Genomic DNA, 16,888 nt, shown 5'->3' with positions numbered 1-16,888 from the left:
GCCGGTGCAACACGGAGCGGATCGGAATCGGCCGACGCTGGCCTGCGGTGATTCGTCCTTGGCTGATTTACGGCGGTCGGAATCAACAGTGATACTCGCCTTTTCATTCAAAGTGATGGAGGGGCGAGGCGACACGTCATGTGTCGGCGGATTCGTCGCTCGTATACGGATATGCAGGACATCACCGGTCATTTCGCACTACCGCTCGTCGCCCCTTTTTCCGACGTGCCGCCGCCGTACGGCCGGTGCGGCAGCGCGCTCGAGAAAATCCGGGAGCCCGGGCCGCGCGTGTTCGACTTGTGCCCCCACGGAGTCCCGCGCGAACAAGCAAAAGCATCCGCCGCGGACTTCGGATCCGGCAACGCGCCATGGCGACGCCACCGTCCTGCGCGCCGCTCGTGGCGGCGAACGCTTGCCGTTGGCCTCGCGTTCGCGGCGCCGTGCTGCGTTGCTACACATATGCTCGAAAGCGGCGACGCGTATCCGTCTCCCGACAGCGTTTATCGCGGCATGATCTCCGTTGCATCGACGCAGCAATCCGCACCCGCGCGCATACCTGCCGCGGAGGACGCAAATAGGGGGGCGGGTTCGCTCGCGATGCCGGAATATCAGCCATCGCATCGCGACCCGGTGCGCAACGCTGCCGTCCCGACGACCGCGACCAAGTCTTACAACCCTGGCCGGCACGCCACGGTACGCGCGGTGCCCAAGAGCGAGCGATCCAAGGCCAGGCATGCAGTCACCATGGACGACGTGGCCGAAGGGCTCGACATGACGAACGCGGAATTCGCGTACTGGCGTGAAGCGACACGGGATCACCAGCTCCATCGAGAGATCCGCTCCAAACGCGGCGAGTGGTATTTCAATTCCATCGACCACCCCCGCCTGATTCCCTATTGATGGTGGGCGACGTCTGCTCGATCCAGCCGAAATCCATGCGATCCAGAATCCGTTCAACAAGCGTGTGCTCGCGAACGTGGGATCGGGCAATGCCATTCGGCCGGGCGTGACCGGCCATCTGCGCTGAGAAGGGCAGGCATGAGCCACGCGCACCTGCCGGACGGTGGGCATGCGGACCATCGACCCATCTCGGCGCCAGTCGCGCGCCATGGTCGTCGTACATCCAATGATGCGCGGCGGATGCGCTTTTTTCGCGCTGACGATGAGAATTTTCCAGTCCCTTGAGGGGGTGCCGAGCGCTATTGTTCAGGCATTGGATGTCGCGCGACCGTCTGTGTCGCGGTCTCCGGCCCGGGATGGCGCACTGTCGCAGTGACCTGATACCTTCTGTCGTGTCGGAGGCGTCATCGAGGCAATTTTTTGATAGCCATGTTCGGAATTTCCATCGATGAGTTTTATTGACCGAGAGAGTTATTCGATTTCGCCTTCGTCCGGTACGAATCGGGACGACTTTATTTCGGCGCGAAAAATAGATATTGTCGTTGCAGACCCTTATCCGATGATCGTGCAGGGCCTGCGCCACATATTCTCACGTGTGGATGGTATGCAAATCGTCGCCGACGCGCATACGTTGTCCGGTATGGCCTCGCTGTTGAGCAGCTGTGCATGCGATGTGTTGATTTGCGATTATGCATTTGGCGACGATCCGGCGCCGGACGGGATGCGAATGCTTGAAAGGATCCGCAGAAATCATCCGCATGTGAAGATTATCCTGTTGGCCGAGTTGAAGGATGGCTTGTCTATCCGGCGTGCGCTGAAAAACGGTGTTTCCGCGTTCGTCGTGAAGTCGAGCGACGATTCGCTTTTCCTGCCCAAGATCGTTGATAAAGTCATGCGGGGGAAAAAGTATGTGGATCCGGACATTGCGGGCGATATGCTGTGCGATTCCAGTCGTGGTAGTGGCCGACAGGCGAGAACCAATTTATTGTCGCCGCGGGAGCTTGATGTGGTCCGGCTTCTCGAGCGCGGATTGGCAGTGGGAGAGATTGCGGAAAAACTCAGTCGGAGTCGGAAAACCATCAGCACTCAAAAAGCAAGTGCAATGAGGAAGTTCGGCGTGAGGACCAATGTCGATCTGGTAGATGCTGTACGAGACATGCTTTGGCGAAATTAACTGATTTTGTCTTCTGGTTCGCTCTTCCCGTCGGCGCATGCTTACGTAATTAAAAGAGCGGGTCGCGTCATCGTTGAATCAATTTTTCTAGTGTTGACATGATTGAAAATTTCAGCGGATATTTTCGCCTATTCACAATTTTTTTGTTGATTATCGCCGGGCAAGGCGTAGCCATTGTCGCTGCCGCCGGCAATGATGCCGGTAACGAGATCGACGCACCTGCAAATTGCCCGCGCGTGATTTCATTGGGGGGAAGCGACCCGGCCGGCCGTCGCGTTGTGAACACCAATACGCAACCACGCATGACGCCGAGCGCACCGGCGACGGACATCCGGGCATTCTCCAACACCGGTACGCGAGCTCCGGCCGATGCATCCTACGGCTATATGCATCGCACGAGGGTCGCGGCGCCCCAGGTGTCGGGCGTGGTATCGCTGATGTTGACGACCAACCCCTGGTTGACTCCGGCTGAGGTCGCGAGCATTTTGAAACGCACGGCATGTCTTATGTCCATTGTGTCGAAGACCCGACCGTGCACAGTGATTTCGCCGGGGGCGGGCGTACTTGATGCGGAAGCTGCCGTATCGGCTGCTGCAGCCGAGCGAAATAGCCTGGCTCGCTAATGAACGGACCGACATTCATTCGCTAGGCGGCTACTGCTCCGGGTGGAATTTTCAGGCTGAGCAGCGGCGCTATCGCTATTCATGCCGTGCGGCCATCAACGTGTTGAGTCTGGTAGTCAACAGCTCGACTTGTCCGAAAAACGCCGACAGTGCCGCCTCCTGGCCGATCACGCCATCCGCTCGAAGTCGCGACGATAATTGCTCGCCCGCTTCGGCCACGACGTCCGAACCGAACAATTTGCTTGCGCCGGAGATGCGGTGAATATGCTCGGCCGCTGCCACTGCGTCGCCGCTTCGTACTGCGGCCTGAAGGAGGGCAATATCCTTCGCGGTCTCGACCAGAAATCCCGGAATCAACGTCTGCACGTGCGTGGCGTCTTCGGGCGAGAGGGGCGGAGCAAGACAGTGCATGGCGTCCGTCAGTGTCAGGCAAGGCGACGGCGGTAGCCAGCGTGCAAGCTGCTCGCGCAGTACGGTCAGCGTCGTGGGTTTGACGAGGAGATCGTCCATGCCGGCTTCGGCGCAGCGAATTGCTTCGTCGGGCAATGCGTTGGCCGTCAACGCAAGAATGGGGATGCGCCGCGACCCGGGCTCGCCTGAGCGGATGCGTCTCGCCAGCTCGTAGCCATCCATGTCCGGCATCGCGCAATCGCTGAGTACCAGTGCGATATCGTACTCATCCAGTGCATCCAGTGCGTCCGCACCGTTGGAGGCGGCAACGACGGTATAACCGAGTCGGGCGAGTTGCGCCTCGATGACAAGCCGATTGATCGGATGGTCGTCAACGACAAGAATGCGAACGCCTGACGACGGACATTCAGCGGATGGAAGACGGGTATCGGTCTCTGTGAAGCTAGGTACGGCGACGGCATGAAGGCACAGTGCTTCGATTGCGGCGCTCGTCAACGGATTGTGGCTGAGCCGACAGATGCCGTCCGGCGAGATCTCATATCCCGTCGGGATGGGTTCGTCCGTCAGGCCGATAACGAGCCTGTCGTCGCGGATGTCCGAGGGCTGGCATTCGTCCACAAAGCGTATGTCCGCCTGCGAAGTATCGCTAGTCACGACGACGCCGAGCGGCACCAGGAGTTCGCGCAGCGCGGATGCGAGCGCCATGTCGGATAGATCGATACTGGCCTGCTTGCCTGCCACCGGTGTAGAACGAACCATGAGATGGACGTTCAGGTCGAATTCGACGATCACGTGCGTACCGATACACGGGGTGCTTTCGATGCGAATGGAGCCCTGCATCAGTTCGACGAGCCGTTTGCAGATGGCCAGCCCCAGGCCGGTGCCGCCGAATCGGCGTGAGATCGACGTGTCGGCCTGGGTGAAAGGCGTGAACAGACATTGCAGTTGCGCCGGGGTGATGCCGATACCCGTGTCATGTACCGTGAAGCGAACGCGTTGGCGCCCGTTGCGGCAGTCGATGATCTCGACGCGTATGCCGACCTCGCCGCTTTCCGTGAACTTGATTGCATTGCTCATCAAGTTGAATAGAATCTGGCGAAGACGCAGGCCGTCCATTTCCAGTTCGGCGGCGAGTCGGTGGCTGACGAAATTGCGCACGACGAGGCCCTTGTCGTGGGCGAGCGTAGCGGCCACGGCACTGACTCCGTCCAGGAGCGCACGCAGGTCGGTCGGCTCGGGCACGATTTCCAACTGTCCTGCCTCGATCTTCGAGAAGTCCAGAACGTCGTCGAGAATCTGCATCAAGGTCATCGCGGATTCCCCGATCATGTGAAGCATCCGCTGCTGCTTGATGCTCAACGATTCGTGTCGCAACAGCTCGAGCATCCCTACGATCCCGTTCATCGGTGTGCGTATCTCATGGCTCATGGTGGCCAGAAATCTCGCTTTTGACGCCGCGGCCAATTCGGCTGCTTCTTTCGCACGGGCCAGTTCCCTGGCTTGCGCCTTGATGTGAGTGATATCTGACCAGACGCCGCTCCAGAATATCGTTCCGTCATGCTCGGCTTGCGGCGTCGCTTCCGTGTGAATCCAACGCTCGCATCCATGGGAAAGACAGCGAAAATCGATGGAGACGGGCGTCATGGTCAGTGCGGAATGCCTGACAGCCGATTTGATGAGGGGGCGGTCATCGGGGTGAACGCGTGAAAGCGCCGTCAGCGCATCGTCTTCCATCGCCTGTGCATCCAGGTCCCACATGGCATGGGTATTGCCTCCGATATAAGGAAAATGATGCAAGCCCTTTGGCGTGCGACGCAATTCGAAGACGACTGCTGGAAGATGGGCGGTCACGCGCCTCAATCGCTGGTCCAATGCGCGTGCGTGTTGTTCTGCATCGCGAATGGTGGTGACATCCACCAACGTGACGAGAAGTCCGCCCGGCTTCCCGCTCGGTAATTGAAAGGGATGCATCCAGTACAGCCAGGACCGCTGTTTCTGGTCGCCATCCATCAGGTTGACCTCGGCATGATGTGGTTGTTGCTGACCCTGCACTTGTTCACTTATTGCATGGATGCGCCTGCTCCATTGGGGATCCAGCGGGGACGCCTCGAGCGTCGTTTTACCGATCAGCTCGTCGCGCTTTACCGAGAATGCGGTTTCATAAGCGTGATTGAGTGCGATATATCGGTTCGCGCTATCTTTCGCGACCAGCGGGTATGGAAGAGACTCCATCAGCGCTTCGCGGAAGCTGAGCTGATCTGCCAGTTCACGTTCAACGGCCAATCGCTGGCGGATCTCGCGGCGCAGCCGGACGTATGCAGTTGTGATGGTTGCCAATACGATCGCGGTGCCGAGCAACACAAGTTCGAACGTTTTCCATGGCAAACCCGCCGAATATCGAGGCCATAGCCATCGGCTTCGAATGCGTTGCCGTTCCCGTTTCGGGATAGCGGCAATCGCACGGTTGATCAGAGGAATCAGTCGTTCGTAGCGACGGTTGACTGCAATACTCAGCCGGCTGTCGAGATCGGCCGGCGACGCGATTTTGAGAATGCCGGGAAAATAGTTCCGGATATTGAAATCGACGATGGCCGCGTTTCCGACGTAGGCATCGGCACGTCCTTCTGCCACTGCGCTCATTGCTTGATGGGCGCTCGCAGCCACGACAATTTCCGTTTCGGGCATCTGTTGCCGTACCGTGGCGGGAAGTTCGCTGGGATCCGAGATGGCTACCCGGCGGCCGGCAAGGTCGACGATGCCTTGCGGCGACGCGTGAGGTCGAGTGACGACGACGTCGGGGAGGGTGATAAACGGGACGCTATAGAGCAAGACCCCGTCACGGGCGACCGGCGTATTGACTGGTATCGCTGCATCCAGCTCACCCGACTGTGCGAGCGACAAGGTTTCGGCCCACGAATTCGTTTTCACGACAGCAAAGCGAATGCCGAGCGATGCCGAAATATGTTCCAGGTAGTCCGCAGCAATGCCGCTCGGCCGATCCTTCGCGTCAAGGTAGGCAATGGGTGCCCATTGCGGGTCCACGCCCAGCTTGATCGGGGGAAGCGAGGCCAGCCAGCTACGCTCGTCCGGTGTAAGCGGCAAACGGTCGGCCGTTCCATGAATTTGAGTCTGCACCGCCGGTTCCTTCGGCCACGGCACAGCTGACCGGAGCGTCGATTCTTCGACATTTTCTAGAGTCACGGACTCGATCGGGCACGTGCTCAGGACTGCGAAGACGACGGCAGCGCTCAACCGGAAGCTGACCCAGAAGCTGTTCTTCAAAATTGACTTACCGTGCGATTGAATTGCGATGTTGCCGCCGATGCGGCACGCACATTTCAGTTGATTGGGGAGTGGGCCGAATCATTCCGGTGGACATGACCCTGAACCGAGACTATCCATCACCTCCGACCGTCGTTGCGACCGGGCAAACGATATCAGCCATTGAGCCCCAGATTGACGACATACTCGTAAAGCGCAGCATCGCTTTTGAGGCCGAGCTTGCGCTTTGCCGATGTTTTGGCCCAACTGACGGTCTTGATGGTCCGATGCAGTATCTGGCCTACTTCCGTTGGTGATTTGCCGCTGGCAAGAAGGCGCAACACTTCCAACTCTCGCGGCGTCAAATTTGCAGCCCTCTGGCTTTCCATCTCGGTCAGTCCAAGTTTCGTCAACTCCCGCTGCAGTCTGGCACTGATGTAGATCGCGCCTCGCAGGGCGGTGCGAACGGCAGCGAATAGTTCGCTTTTTTCCGCTCCTTTTTCCACGATGCCCAGTACGCCTTCGTTCAACATTGCACGCAACAAACCGGCGTTCGCCATATTGGTGAGCACAATGACGGGTAAGGCTCCGTGATCCCGCCGTAGGGTCGACAGCATTGCGAGTCCATCGGCGCGCCCCGTGTTGGGCATCGAGAAATCCGTGATCACGACATCGCAAGCAACCTGGGCCAGGATTGACATCAACTCGCTCGGGTCGCGGGCCTCTCCCACGACCTCCATGCCATTCTGCTCGATCAGAAGGCGGCAACCGAGCAACATGATCGGATGGTCATCTGCGAGCACAACGCGCCAAGCCATTTCAGAATCCCCCCAAATTAACTTCGGAGAAGTTTAGCAAGCGATAGAGCACCTATGCTCATCAAATAATAAAATCAGAATACGCCTACAAATTTTGTGAAAAATAAGAATTGTCTGATGCCATAAATGACGAATTTGCCGTACAGTCGCATCGGGAGTACTTTGTATTTATCCATTTTCTATTAATCTATTTTTGACGGGCTTTGGGTGAGTGTAGCGGCAATTAGAATGCTGATCGTTACGGCCCTTTTTTGGGGTGTTTCGGTGCCGAGCGACGTTGGCGATGGTATCGATGACGAAACCGAGTAGATTCGAGATTGAAGCGGTCCGACGTAATCGGGCAGGTTCGATATCGTGCGGACTCGCGCTGGAGTTCCGTCGAAACATGGACTACGCATCGGATGACATGGCTCACGCGCATCAGGTCACGTTTGCCTGCGGGAGCATCACCGGCGATCACGGCGCGATCCGGCGCCTACGGATTTGCCTCCTCGGTGTGGATCAAGTAACGGGCCCGTCCGCCCGCGTAAGCATCGGGTGCGCGAGCAACTTCGCGTGGGCGCGCCGATGCGCACGTCTGCCTCGACCCAACCCGTATCGGGCTACTGGGCAGCACCCCCGCGGGCCGGCCACCGCGCCCCTCCGTCAGCATGGGGCGGGCGCGTTCATCTGTTTCATTACCTGATCGCCAACTATCGACGCTCGCTATTCCTCTCGAGTGCGACGGCACGATGCTCGCATCAGCGACATCGATGTTGATGAAGAATCGACGGCGCCGTGTTGTCTCCTTTCAGAAACCACAAGCCACCCGCCATGCCCGGTGACAACACCTATGGATCATGGCTGCATTGGGGCGAGAATCCTGCCGGGCGTGGCTTGTCAAAGCCCCAGATTATCGAAGCGTGGAAAAGGTAACGGCGCGTGACGTCGTCGACAGATGGCCGATATTTCAGGTTCTCATATAACGGTTACAAAACTTCCTGAGATTGATCGCTGCGTTTATAGGAAAAAGCGGCTTTCTCTCCTTTTGATGGCGGGAGTGTGATCGCAATAACCGGAACTACAATTCCATATTCTTGATAGAAGGTTTTTTGATCGTATTTGGCATTGGTTAGGGCCTGGCTGTCTCCTGCTATGTAGAAAAACGAATGAATCGGAAGCTTTTCGCCATTGTTCTGCTTCCATGTGGCGACCCGTAACTCGTTTTGGATCTCCCACCATGGCGAAAGCATCTTTTGCCTTGCCAGAATACTTTGATAAAAATGATCTGCCGTGCCCGCGTGTCCTTTGGTGACGTCCCAGCCGCATTGATCGCTGTATTTTATCTTCAGGGAATTGAAATGTTCTACCCACTTTTGAGCATCCGTGATTCCCTGTGCGGCGCAGGGCCGGCTTTCGGCGGGGTGGTTCGTGGACGCGCCACAACCATTTCCGGGGCGCTGGTCGGTGCCGCCATCCATTGAATAAGCGCAAAGAACCATGATGCTGTCCTTGCCTTTAAGTGCGCTATATCCGGGGTATAGTATGAATCCGTTTTTGTAACCAAAAACAAGCTTTGAAAAGTTACTGTCGGCTCTGATCCAGGAGAAAGAAACGCCGCCACTGGCTTGTGAGGCCGGGCTTGGGTTCCACGGCCGGAAAGCGGGGCTTTCTACGGTGGCGCGCAACATTACTCCGCTACACAGGAAAGCTGGTCGATACTGGCCGCCGCAGCTTTTGGGCGTTTTGTAATACCAATCGTAAAGTTGGCTGATCGCAATAGGTCCGACGTAATCGATAACTTTGGGTTGTGCCTGGGCCGCGGTGTTTTGTGCGGCCGCAGTTTGGCTGATAAAAAAGAATGCTATTGAAGACAGGTGGATTTTAAGAAAATGATTCATGGTGATGCTATTGGTGTAAAAATTTCTGGCGGTGCCTTGTTGCGATTTCAATCGTCGTTTTCTGTTCGATAAGTTCCTCCATATTGTTCCGATGTTGCAGGGGTTGTCGTGTTTCAAGGAAAAATCGTTTGCGGTGGAAAGGTTGAATGGCTTTTATCGACGTGTTGTCTAGCGCAATCGAGGGCGCGGACGTGATATTGCTTACGCCCTTAATTAGATTTTCGACAGATAAAACACCGGGAATCGGTGCTCCAAGGACGCTATGCATCGAATCCGTCGTTACACCGCGCAGAGTGGTTGGCGCCAACCGGATTTATGTAGCCGCACGGCCGGAACAATAAGCGCATTCATCCCGAAACGCTGCTGGATAATTCTGGAAATCGAAAAATTTCCGAAATTACAACGGTACGAAGACTATGTGTTGAGGCTGGCCCCCGGATGCCGGTATTCTGCCGCCGATGCAGCCAGATTTCAGAAACTGCATAATTTTTATTGGTTTTCGGTTTGTGTTGTAATTATCGGAATTGATTGGTATGCGATGTAAATTTGTTTCGGGCATGGTGTTGCATGTGGGAACGCGCAGGCTGTATAAGGTTCCCGTCGTGCTTGCAATGGTCGCCGGCGGCGGGTGTGGCGTCCTGTTCTCTTCTGCTGCGTATGCGCATAATCCATATATTGGATATGAAACCCCTGCGGCCAGTAACTGCATAAATAGCGGCTTGCTATTTGAAAGTTGCGCTAGATGGGATAATTCAAAATATAGGGGGTTGCGTGGGGCGCATTTTTCCCAGATGGCGGGCCGATATTTTTCTTATCTTGCCTCCGGGAATGGGGCTGATACATATTTGTGGTCGGGAGTATGGGCGGGAAGTAAATCAGCCGGGCTGTTTTATGGTGACGATCCGTTCAAGGCGAATCGGATAATCGTCGATGCGGAAGGAGCGACCATTGCCGGCAATCGGCTTGTGTTGTCGTCCAAGGACGGAATCAGCGTTTCGGGTTCCAGAGTCTCCAACGTCAGGAACGGCGGCCGCGCCGGTGATGCGGTCAACGTCAACCAGCTTTCGAGGGTGGCGAACGTGCTTGGCGTGAACATCGACACCAACGGCCACGTATCGGCGCCGACATATCAAGTGGGCGGCAAATCATTCGACAACGTCGCGGATGCGATCGCGGCAGCCGCCGATAGCGGTACGGATCCGAATGCGGTCGTTTATGACGATTCTGCAAAGCGTTCGGTCACGCTTGGCGTGAAGGGCACGACACTGAAGAACGTGGCGGCCGGCACGGTCAGCGCGACGAGTATGGAAGCGATAAACGGTTCGCAATTGCACCGTGCGTCACAGAGCGTCGCGACGGCACTTGGGGGCGGTTCGACGGTGGACACGGCAGGTAACGTGACGGCGCCGAAGTATCGCGTCGGTGACAAAACCTACGGTAACGTCGGCGACGCGATCGCGGCAGCCGCGGACAGTGGCGGCGGTATGGATCCGAACGCGGTGACGTACGACGGTGCCGCCGGCAGCACGATAACGCTGCGTGGCGAGCATGGCACGACGTTGAAGAACGTCGCGGCAGGCAGCGCGGATACCGATGCGGTCAATGTGGGGCAATTGACTGCTGCTACGCGGCCGATACGGGATGAGTTGGCTGACGTCAGCCTTGCGATGAAGTCCATCCAGATCAAGCCGCAAGGTGTAGACGCGATTGCGACGGGAACGAATGCCGTTGCAGTTGGCGCCGGTGCAAATGCGATAGCGAACGGCTCGATCGCTTTGGGTGCTGGTTCGCGCGTGACCGGACTCAATTCGGTCGCGATCGGTATCAACTCGGTCGCGATGGAAGCTAATCAAGTGTCGATTGGCGACGTTGGGCGCGAGCGCCGCATTTCGAATCTCGCGGCGGGGACGAAAGGTACCGACGCAGTCAACTTGAATCAGCTGACTGATGCGATCGGGAAGGTGTCGAGCCGTACCGACAAGCTCTCGTCCGATCTGGCGTCGCGGCGCAGCTTGCTGGCTGCCAATCCCTCTGCCATCGACGAGCAACGTTTGTCGAATTTCGTGCTGATCGACGGCCAGGGCGCTGACGGCAGCCTGCCGAACGCGGCGAGTATCGCCGACGGCGATCCGGCGAATACGACCTCGGCTGCAATCGGTGTCGGGTCAGTTGCGTCGGGCGCAGACACGATTGCCATTGGCATGCGTACCATCGCGAACTCGGACAACTCCGTGGCGATCGGCAATATGGCGCAAACCGGTGCCGGCCAGCCGTACTCGGTGGCGATCGGATCGCATGTGACGACGAATGGCGCCAGTGCACTTGCAATCGGTTCGCAGGCGAGGGCGAACGGCGAGAACGCGATCGCTGTCGGCAATAACAATGTGCACGCGATCGGGGAGAGTTCGATTGCGATCGGCAGTGGCGCCGAGGCCGTGGCGGGCGCGACGAATGGCATTGCGCTGGGCACGGGGGCGAGCGTTGCCCGGAACGTGACCGACGCGATGGCGCTCGGCGCGAAAGCCTTGGTGGAAAAAGGCGCGGACGGCGCCGTGGCACTCGGGGCAGGTTCCCGGGCAAGTCGAGCCAATACCGTTTCGGTGGGCAATGCAGGAAGCGAGCGCCAGATCGCGAATGTTGCGGCGGGTACGCAAGGCACCGACGCGGTGAACGTGGCGCAGTTGCACGGCGCGGCTGCGAGTCTTGCGAGCGCGATCGGCGGCGACACGACGGTCGATGGAAGCGGCCACGTGGCCACTCATTCGATTGAAGTGCACGGTCACCGGTACGCGACGGTATCGGAGGCGGTGCAGGCGGCTGCGGCGTATGGCGCCACGGATTCGCTGGCGCTGCGCTACGATCTCGACTCGCACGGCAATCCGAACTACGGCTCGGTGACGCTGGGCGGTCCGTCGGCTGCGCCGGTGATGCTGACCAACGTTGCCGATGGCAAGAGCCGATACGACGCGGTGAACTATGGCCAGTTGTCGTCGCTGCAAAGCGACTTCGAAAACCGAATGGGCGCGATGGACGATCGCGTCAGCAAGATCGAAACCGATGCAGGCGACCCGCGCAAGGATAGTCAGGTCATGACGATGGCCAATCTGCGCCAGGACGTTAGCGACGTCGGGACTGGCTCAGGCTCCATCATCAACAGCGATGCCGGCGACACCACGGCAATCGGCGCGAATTCGGCGCATCAAGCGTCGGGCGCGACAGCGATCGGCGCTCGGGCGGATGCACGTGCAATCAATAGCACGGCGATCGGGCAAGCTGCATCGGCTCATGGCGAGAACAGCACCGTGGTCGGCCAGGGAGCGACGGCTTGGGGCAATAACAGCGTTGCGATTGGTGCAGGTTCCGTGGCTGACGCGGACAACGCCGTCTCGTTCGGCAACAGCGCCACGGGCATGACGCGCACGCTGACCAACGTGTCGGCCGGTGTCGCACCGACGGATGCCGTCAACGTCCAACAGCTCAACGAATCGATGGGCGGCTTGCGATCGCAGATCGAACACGATCGTGCGGATGCAAATGGAGGCACCGCGTCAGCCGTGGCCATTGCGTCGCTGCCGCAAGCGCCAGCGCCCGGAAAGAGCGTCGTCGCGGTGGGCGGCGGCACGTACGCCGGCCAGTCTGCTCTTGCGGTGGGGCTGTCCACCTACGCTGGGCGCTGGATCATCAAGGCTTCCGGCTCGACGAACACACGAGGAACCGTGGCGGGTGGTGTCGGCGCCGGTCTCGTATGGTAAGCAACCGGAATGACGCTGTGACCTGCGTTGCGGGTGGTGCTTAGGACGCACCTGATTGCCAGGGCTGGTCCTGTCGGCAGCACGCGACAGGACCAGCAGACATGGAGCGATGAGACAGAGGCCACCGACGAGCCGTTGGCCTTGGGCAAATATGCTCAGTGACGGCGGCGCCGAACGAGCGTCGGGACCTCAACGATCGATCGCCTGCGAGTACTGACGATATCCGCAGCAACCACCCGGAAATTCTCCCGCGCGGCTCATGACAGGCCGCGGGCGGTTACCGTGCGCCGAAGCCGTCGCTAGCGAGAATCGCGGAAACGCATTATTCACTCCCATACGCAATGCCGCCATCGGGCTGCCCATCTCGTCGGTAAAGTTAACGGCGCCATGTCGTCTATTCGACACCGTTTCTGATTATTTGCCATTTCGGCATATCCATGTCGAGGAGCGTCCATTCCATTGGCGTCCGGTCGAGATGGTGGAGCTCGCTTGCTAAATCATATTAAGAGTGCCGATTATGAAAAGTCGGCATGTCTCGTCGATTTTATCCATTTCAAGAAAAGTGGAAAAATGAAATTAAAATCGTTTTGTATCTTGATGGTAATGGCGTCTTCCCTCGCTGGGATCTCACTCGCCCGCGCATACTCGGGCGAAAGTGGCTCGGTCGCGCTTGTCGGAGTCGCTGGCAACAAGGTCGCACAACAGCTCACGGACAATTACAATAATCTGGCCGGAGATTGCGGTAGTGCGACAAACCCAGCGTTTCGCTGTTCCGGGGTAATGCTTCGCGGGACCATGCATTCGTCTCAGTACCACTCGTGGAACCCGAGTCCCGCTTCCGTTGTGAGTGGAGGAGTCTCGTTCTCCTATCTTCGAAAAGATTCGAAATTCAGCAAACTGGCTTATGGGTACAGTAATGGGTTAATTTTCGTTCCTTATAGGTATAATATAAAGCCGAATGTCATTGAGCCCGAAGTTCTATGCTCATTCCCGATCGACGCCAACACTGAAAATCGAGTGGACAAAGGATGCGGCGCGGATAACTCTTTTCCGACTGACAGCGGTCCATGTCAGGCGCGAGGCATTTCAACTGCTTCGGAATGGCTTTCACACTACCGCAGCACAAGTGGCAATAAGCACGCACACCAATGTGGCTTCGATGTACATCACGGCGCCCCAGCGACCGCCGCGATTTTCAAAACCAGCATTGAGGCAATGGCATTGATCGGCGAAGAATCCATGCACGAGCAAAATGAGCTGCGTTTGGCTACATGGGAGCAAGATATCCCTGAGAAGCTGCCAATCATGGCATTTTTCTATCTTGCAGGTCGCACAAATGGACTCAAAGGCGCCCAAGGTGACCAAGTGGATTACCAGCAAGCCTCGAAGCGCATCGTACCCATCATCCGGATAACGCTTCCGTCATCGCGGTCAGACGAGGCTACGTTCGTCTATGACAAAAATGATCAGATGGTTGTGCCTCCGCAAATTGCGGATCCGCCAGTTGATCCGGTTTCGCTGGTTCCACCGATTCCTCCCGCGTGATATTGAACTGCTCAGGGCTCGGGACGGGTTGCTGATTTTCGCATCCACTTCGGGGCCCATGCGGTCGCGCGGACATGCACTGCTATGGAATGCGGCGTTTGTCGCGCACGCGGCGCCCTGCGTACTGCTCGCGCTGGTACTTGCCCTGATCTGCTTCTACGGATGTGAACGCGAGCGCCGCAAGCAGATAGGGAGATATGGCCCCTATAATTTCTTGCGGGCAAGAAAAAGCCCGCTACTGGAGCGGGCTGAATCCATGTTTGGAGACATGGAGGAGACAGCTGCAACTTTAAGGGAAAACCCGAGGGATGGCAAGCCCTAGTTGTAATTGTGCAACGCAGCGTCGGCGGCTTTTTGCCGCAAGGGCGCGCAACGCGTCGTTGATCCGTGCCGGCGTCCCGCCGGCCGCTGCAAAACCACAGCCGGTTGCACGGCTGACTTCGTCGTCACAAGCCACCCGCACGTGCATGCGCGGCATACCCGCCGAACCGCTCCTGCGCAACCGGTACCGCATACTTGTCGCGCATCTCGCTCTCGATCCACGCGCACGCCTCGCGCGCGCAATCGTTCAGTACATGGCGTGTCGCGTGCCCGTCGATGTCGTAGACGAAGCGCACGCCGACCTCGTCGTCGGCTACCTGCCGCTGCAACTCGTTGAGCTGCAATTGCGGCCCGCGCTGCTGTGACAGCGCGCGCAGCTCGTCGAAGTGATATTCGAGCCAGTCGGCGAAGAACAGCGCATCGCTGTGGCAACGCAGACGGAACGCCGCACTGCGCGACGGCCGCGGGACGTCGGCAGCCGCCGGCGCGCCATTCGGTGCGATGGCCGCATCGACGGGCGCGAGCGGCTCGCGGATCCGGCGGTACGGTTCGCGCTCTCGCAGCGCGTGCCACAGCAACTCGTCGCCGGCGGCGCCGGACGGCTGCATCGTCAGATCGTGCTGGCCGCCGCCGGCCGCGGCGACGTCGCGGATCACGAGACGCAGCGAGCAGAGCGGCTCATCGGCAGCCAGCAGCGTGGCTGCACGCGGCAGCCCGCATACGAGCGGCGCGGCACCGGCAGCGCGGAACACGAGCCCGCGGCGATCGAGCCGCACGAGCGGCAGCGGCCGCGGAAACGACGGGTAGGCGACCGCGATGCGGGCACCGCCGGCGCTAGTCAACCCGGGCATCATCGCGCGAAAGACCTGAGACTGGTCCACGGTATTTCTCCTTCGTTACGATGCCGCCCGGCCGGACTACGCGCGTTCCGGCTCAGGCGGCGATGGCTTCCCGGGCGGCCCGTCCCGGCTCGATTCCAAGTGCGGCAAACGTTTGCGGATCGATGTCGATCCAGCACGCGACCACCAGACGACCGTCCACCTGCCTGGGCGGCCCTGCGCGGTGCGCGTGCACACCGATCCGGCGGAACAGCCGCTCCATGCTCGCGAAGGTCACGCCGATCAGCTGCCGCGCACCCAGCTGCGCCGCGCATTCGACGACGGCGGCGAGCATCGGGCGGACGGCCCACTCGGCGTTTCCCGCGCCGTGTTCGTCGCCGGTGGCCGCAAACCGCGACAGCTCCCAGACGGCAGCCGATTGCGGCAGCGCGACGTCTTCGGCGATCAGGTCGGCGAACAGCGACTTCAGCAGATACGGGCGCGTCGTCGGCAGCAGTCGCGCACATCCGCACATGTCGCCGCGGGCGTTTCTCGCGAACACGTAGACGGTATCGTCGCGATCGAACTCGTCGCGCTCGAAGCTTTCGTTCGCCGACGGCAGCGCCCAGCCGAGCTGTTCGACGAATACACGGCGCCGGTAGCGCCCGAGATCCGCTGCAAGTTCGTACGGCAACCGCCCTTCCTCGTGAACGAAGGTCCGCATGGTGTCCTCGGATTGGTTCTTTGGTATGCACGCATTACATCGCGCGTCCCGAGGAGGCGGTAACTGGTAACTCTTACAGGGTGACGATCGGCCGATGCGATTTGACCGGTGGTAACGGTTTCTTGATCGGCGGGATTGAAATACGCTCGGCTTTTGCTTATAAAGAGCGCCAGTCTTGTGGAAATGTCAGACGAAAGCGTGGCCGGTTGTCACTGGAGCGTCGGACCGGCATGATAGGCACCGTCGCGGCCGGCGAGTGCCGACGCGACCGCCGCGGGCCAGTCGACACAGGCGAGCCGCGCGACGAGCGCGGCGGCGGTGCGGAACATGCCGAGGTCGGCGCCCGCGGCGTCGACGGCCATGATGTTGCTGCGGACGTCGCCGCCCGCGATGACGAACGCGCCCGTCGCGCGCTCGAGATACCAGTCCCAGCCGACCGTCACGTAAGCGACGCCGGCGCTGGCCGGGCGGTGCCATTCGGTATAGCCTGCCAGGCGCGCGTCGATGGCGCTGTCGCGCAGTTCCGCGAGCAGCGATGCATCGAGGCCGCTCGCGACATGGTCGAGCGCGAGCGCGGCCAGTGCGCTTTCGGACAGGCGCACGTAGCCGTCCGGAGACGGGCCGCGGACCGGATGCAACAAAGGTGAAGTCATGCGCGGAA

The 16,888-nt window shown here is 59.2% G+C and carries 11 protein-coding genes; 5 read left to right on the top strand and 6 right to left on the bottom strand.

What is annotated here, in order from left to right; all coding sequences use genetic code 11:
* Positions 1 to 171 precede the first annotated feature (171 nt).
* From BSE24067_RS02230 to BSE24067_RS02220, 3 genes are all read left to right on the top strand, one after another.
* Positions 172 to 900, top strand: a complete 729-nt coding sequence (locus BSE24067_RS02230; RefSeq protein ID WP_151063601.1) for a hypothetical protein — start codon at positions 172 to 174, stop codon at positions 898 to 900.
* A 448-nt stretch (positions 901 to 1,348) separates the two neighbouring features.
* Positions 1,349 to 2,074: a response regulator gene (locus BSE24067_RS02225; protein ID WP_151063602.1), complete on the top strand. Its 726-nt coding sequence runs from the start codon at positions 1,349 to 1,351 to the stop codon at positions 2,072 to 2,074.
* A gap of 98 nt (positions 2,075 to 2,172) precedes the next feature.
* Positions 2,173 to 2,697 carry a S8 family serine peptidase gene (locus BSE24067_RS02220; protein ID WP_151063603.1) on the top strand — a complete coding sequence of 175 codons (525 nt, stop codon included), beginning with the start codon at positions 2,173 to 2,175 and terminating at the stop codon, positions 2,695 to 2,697.
* A 75-nt stretch (positions 2,698 to 2,772) separates the two neighbouring features.
* Here BSE24067_RS02220 and BSE24067_RS02215 read toward each other — a convergent pair whose 3' ends face one another.
* The 3 genes from BSE24067_RS02215 to BSE24067_RS02205 all read right to left on the bottom strand — a co-directional run bounded on the left by BSE24067_RS02215 (position 2,773) and on the right by BSE24067_RS02205 (position 9,184).
* Positions 2,773 to 6,243 carry an ATP-binding protein gene (locus BSE24067_RS02215; protein ID WP_249043805.1) on the bottom strand — a complete coding sequence of 1,157 codons (3,471 nt, stop codon included), beginning with the start codon at positions 6,241 to 6,243 and terminating at the stop codon, positions 2,773 to 2,775.
* Positions 6,244 to 6,545: 302 nt separating this feature from the next.
* On the bottom strand, positions 6,546 to 7,187 hold the full coding sequence (locus BSE24067_RS02210; protein WP_151063605.1) for a response regulator: 642 nt from the start codon (positions 7,185 to 7,187) through the stop codon (positions 6,546 to 6,548).
* 968 nt (positions 7,188 to 8,155) lie between these two features.
* Entirely contained in the window at positions 8,156 to 9,184 is a 1,029-nt protein-coding gene (locus BSE24067_RS02205) for a hypothetical protein (RefSeq protein WP_151063606.1), read from the bottom strand.
* 728 nt (positions 9,185 to 9,912) lie between these two features.
* On the opposite strand from BSE24067_RS02205, the gene BSE24067_RS02200 reads away from it, so the two are divergent.
* Together BSE24067_RS02200 and BSE24067_RS02195 are read left to right on the top strand one after the other, a co-directional pair.
* Positions 9,913 to 12,819 (top strand): YadA-like family protein, encoded by a 2,907-nt coding sequence (locus BSE24067_RS02200; RefSeq protein WP_170297440.1) that lies wholly within the window; start codon positions 9,913 to 9,915, stop codon positions 12,817 to 12,819.
* Positions 12,820 to 13,308: 489 nt separating this feature from the next.
* Positions 13,309 to 14,364, top strand: a complete 1,056-nt coding sequence (locus BSE24067_RS02195) for an N-acyl homoserine lactonase (protein ID WP_244130485.1) — start codon at positions 13,309 to 13,311, stop codon at positions 14,362 to 14,364.
* Between the two features lie 446 nt (positions 14,365 to 14,810).
* Here the strand turns inward: BSE24067_RS02195 and BSE24067_RS02190 are convergent, their stop codons facing one another.
* From BSE24067_RS02190 to BSE24067_RS02180, 3 genes are all read right to left on the bottom strand, one after another.
* Positions 14,811 to 15,566: a hypothetical protein gene (locus BSE24067_RS02190; RefSeq protein ID WP_151063608.1), complete on the bottom strand. Its 756-nt coding sequence runs from the start codon at positions 15,564 to 15,566 to the stop codon at positions 14,811 to 14,813.
* A gap of 52 nt (positions 15,567 to 15,618) precedes the next feature.
* Positions 15,619 to 16,227 carry an acyl-homoserine-lactone synthase gene (locus tag BSE24067_RS02185; RefSeq protein ID WP_151063609.1) on the bottom strand — a complete coding sequence of 203 codons (609 nt, stop codon included), beginning with the start codon at positions 16,225 to 16,227 and terminating at the stop codon, positions 15,619 to 15,621.
* 209 nt (positions 16,228 to 16,436) lie between these two features.
* Entirely contained in the window at positions 16,437 to 16,880 is a 444-nt protein-coding gene (locus tag BSE24067_RS02180) for a DUF4902 domain-containing protein (RefSeq protein ID WP_151063610.1), read from the bottom strand.
* Positions 16,881 to 16,888: the final 8 nt, after the last annotated feature.

Origin of the sequence: Burkholderia latens (assembly GCF_902499045.1) — a bacterium.
GTDB lineage: Bacteria > Pseudomonadota > Gammaproteobacteria > Burkholderiales > Burkholderiaceae > Burkholderia > Burkholderia latens.
The sequence above is the reverse complement of the archived record's forward strand: the minus strand, read 5'-3'. Positions and strand labels throughout refer to the sequence as shown.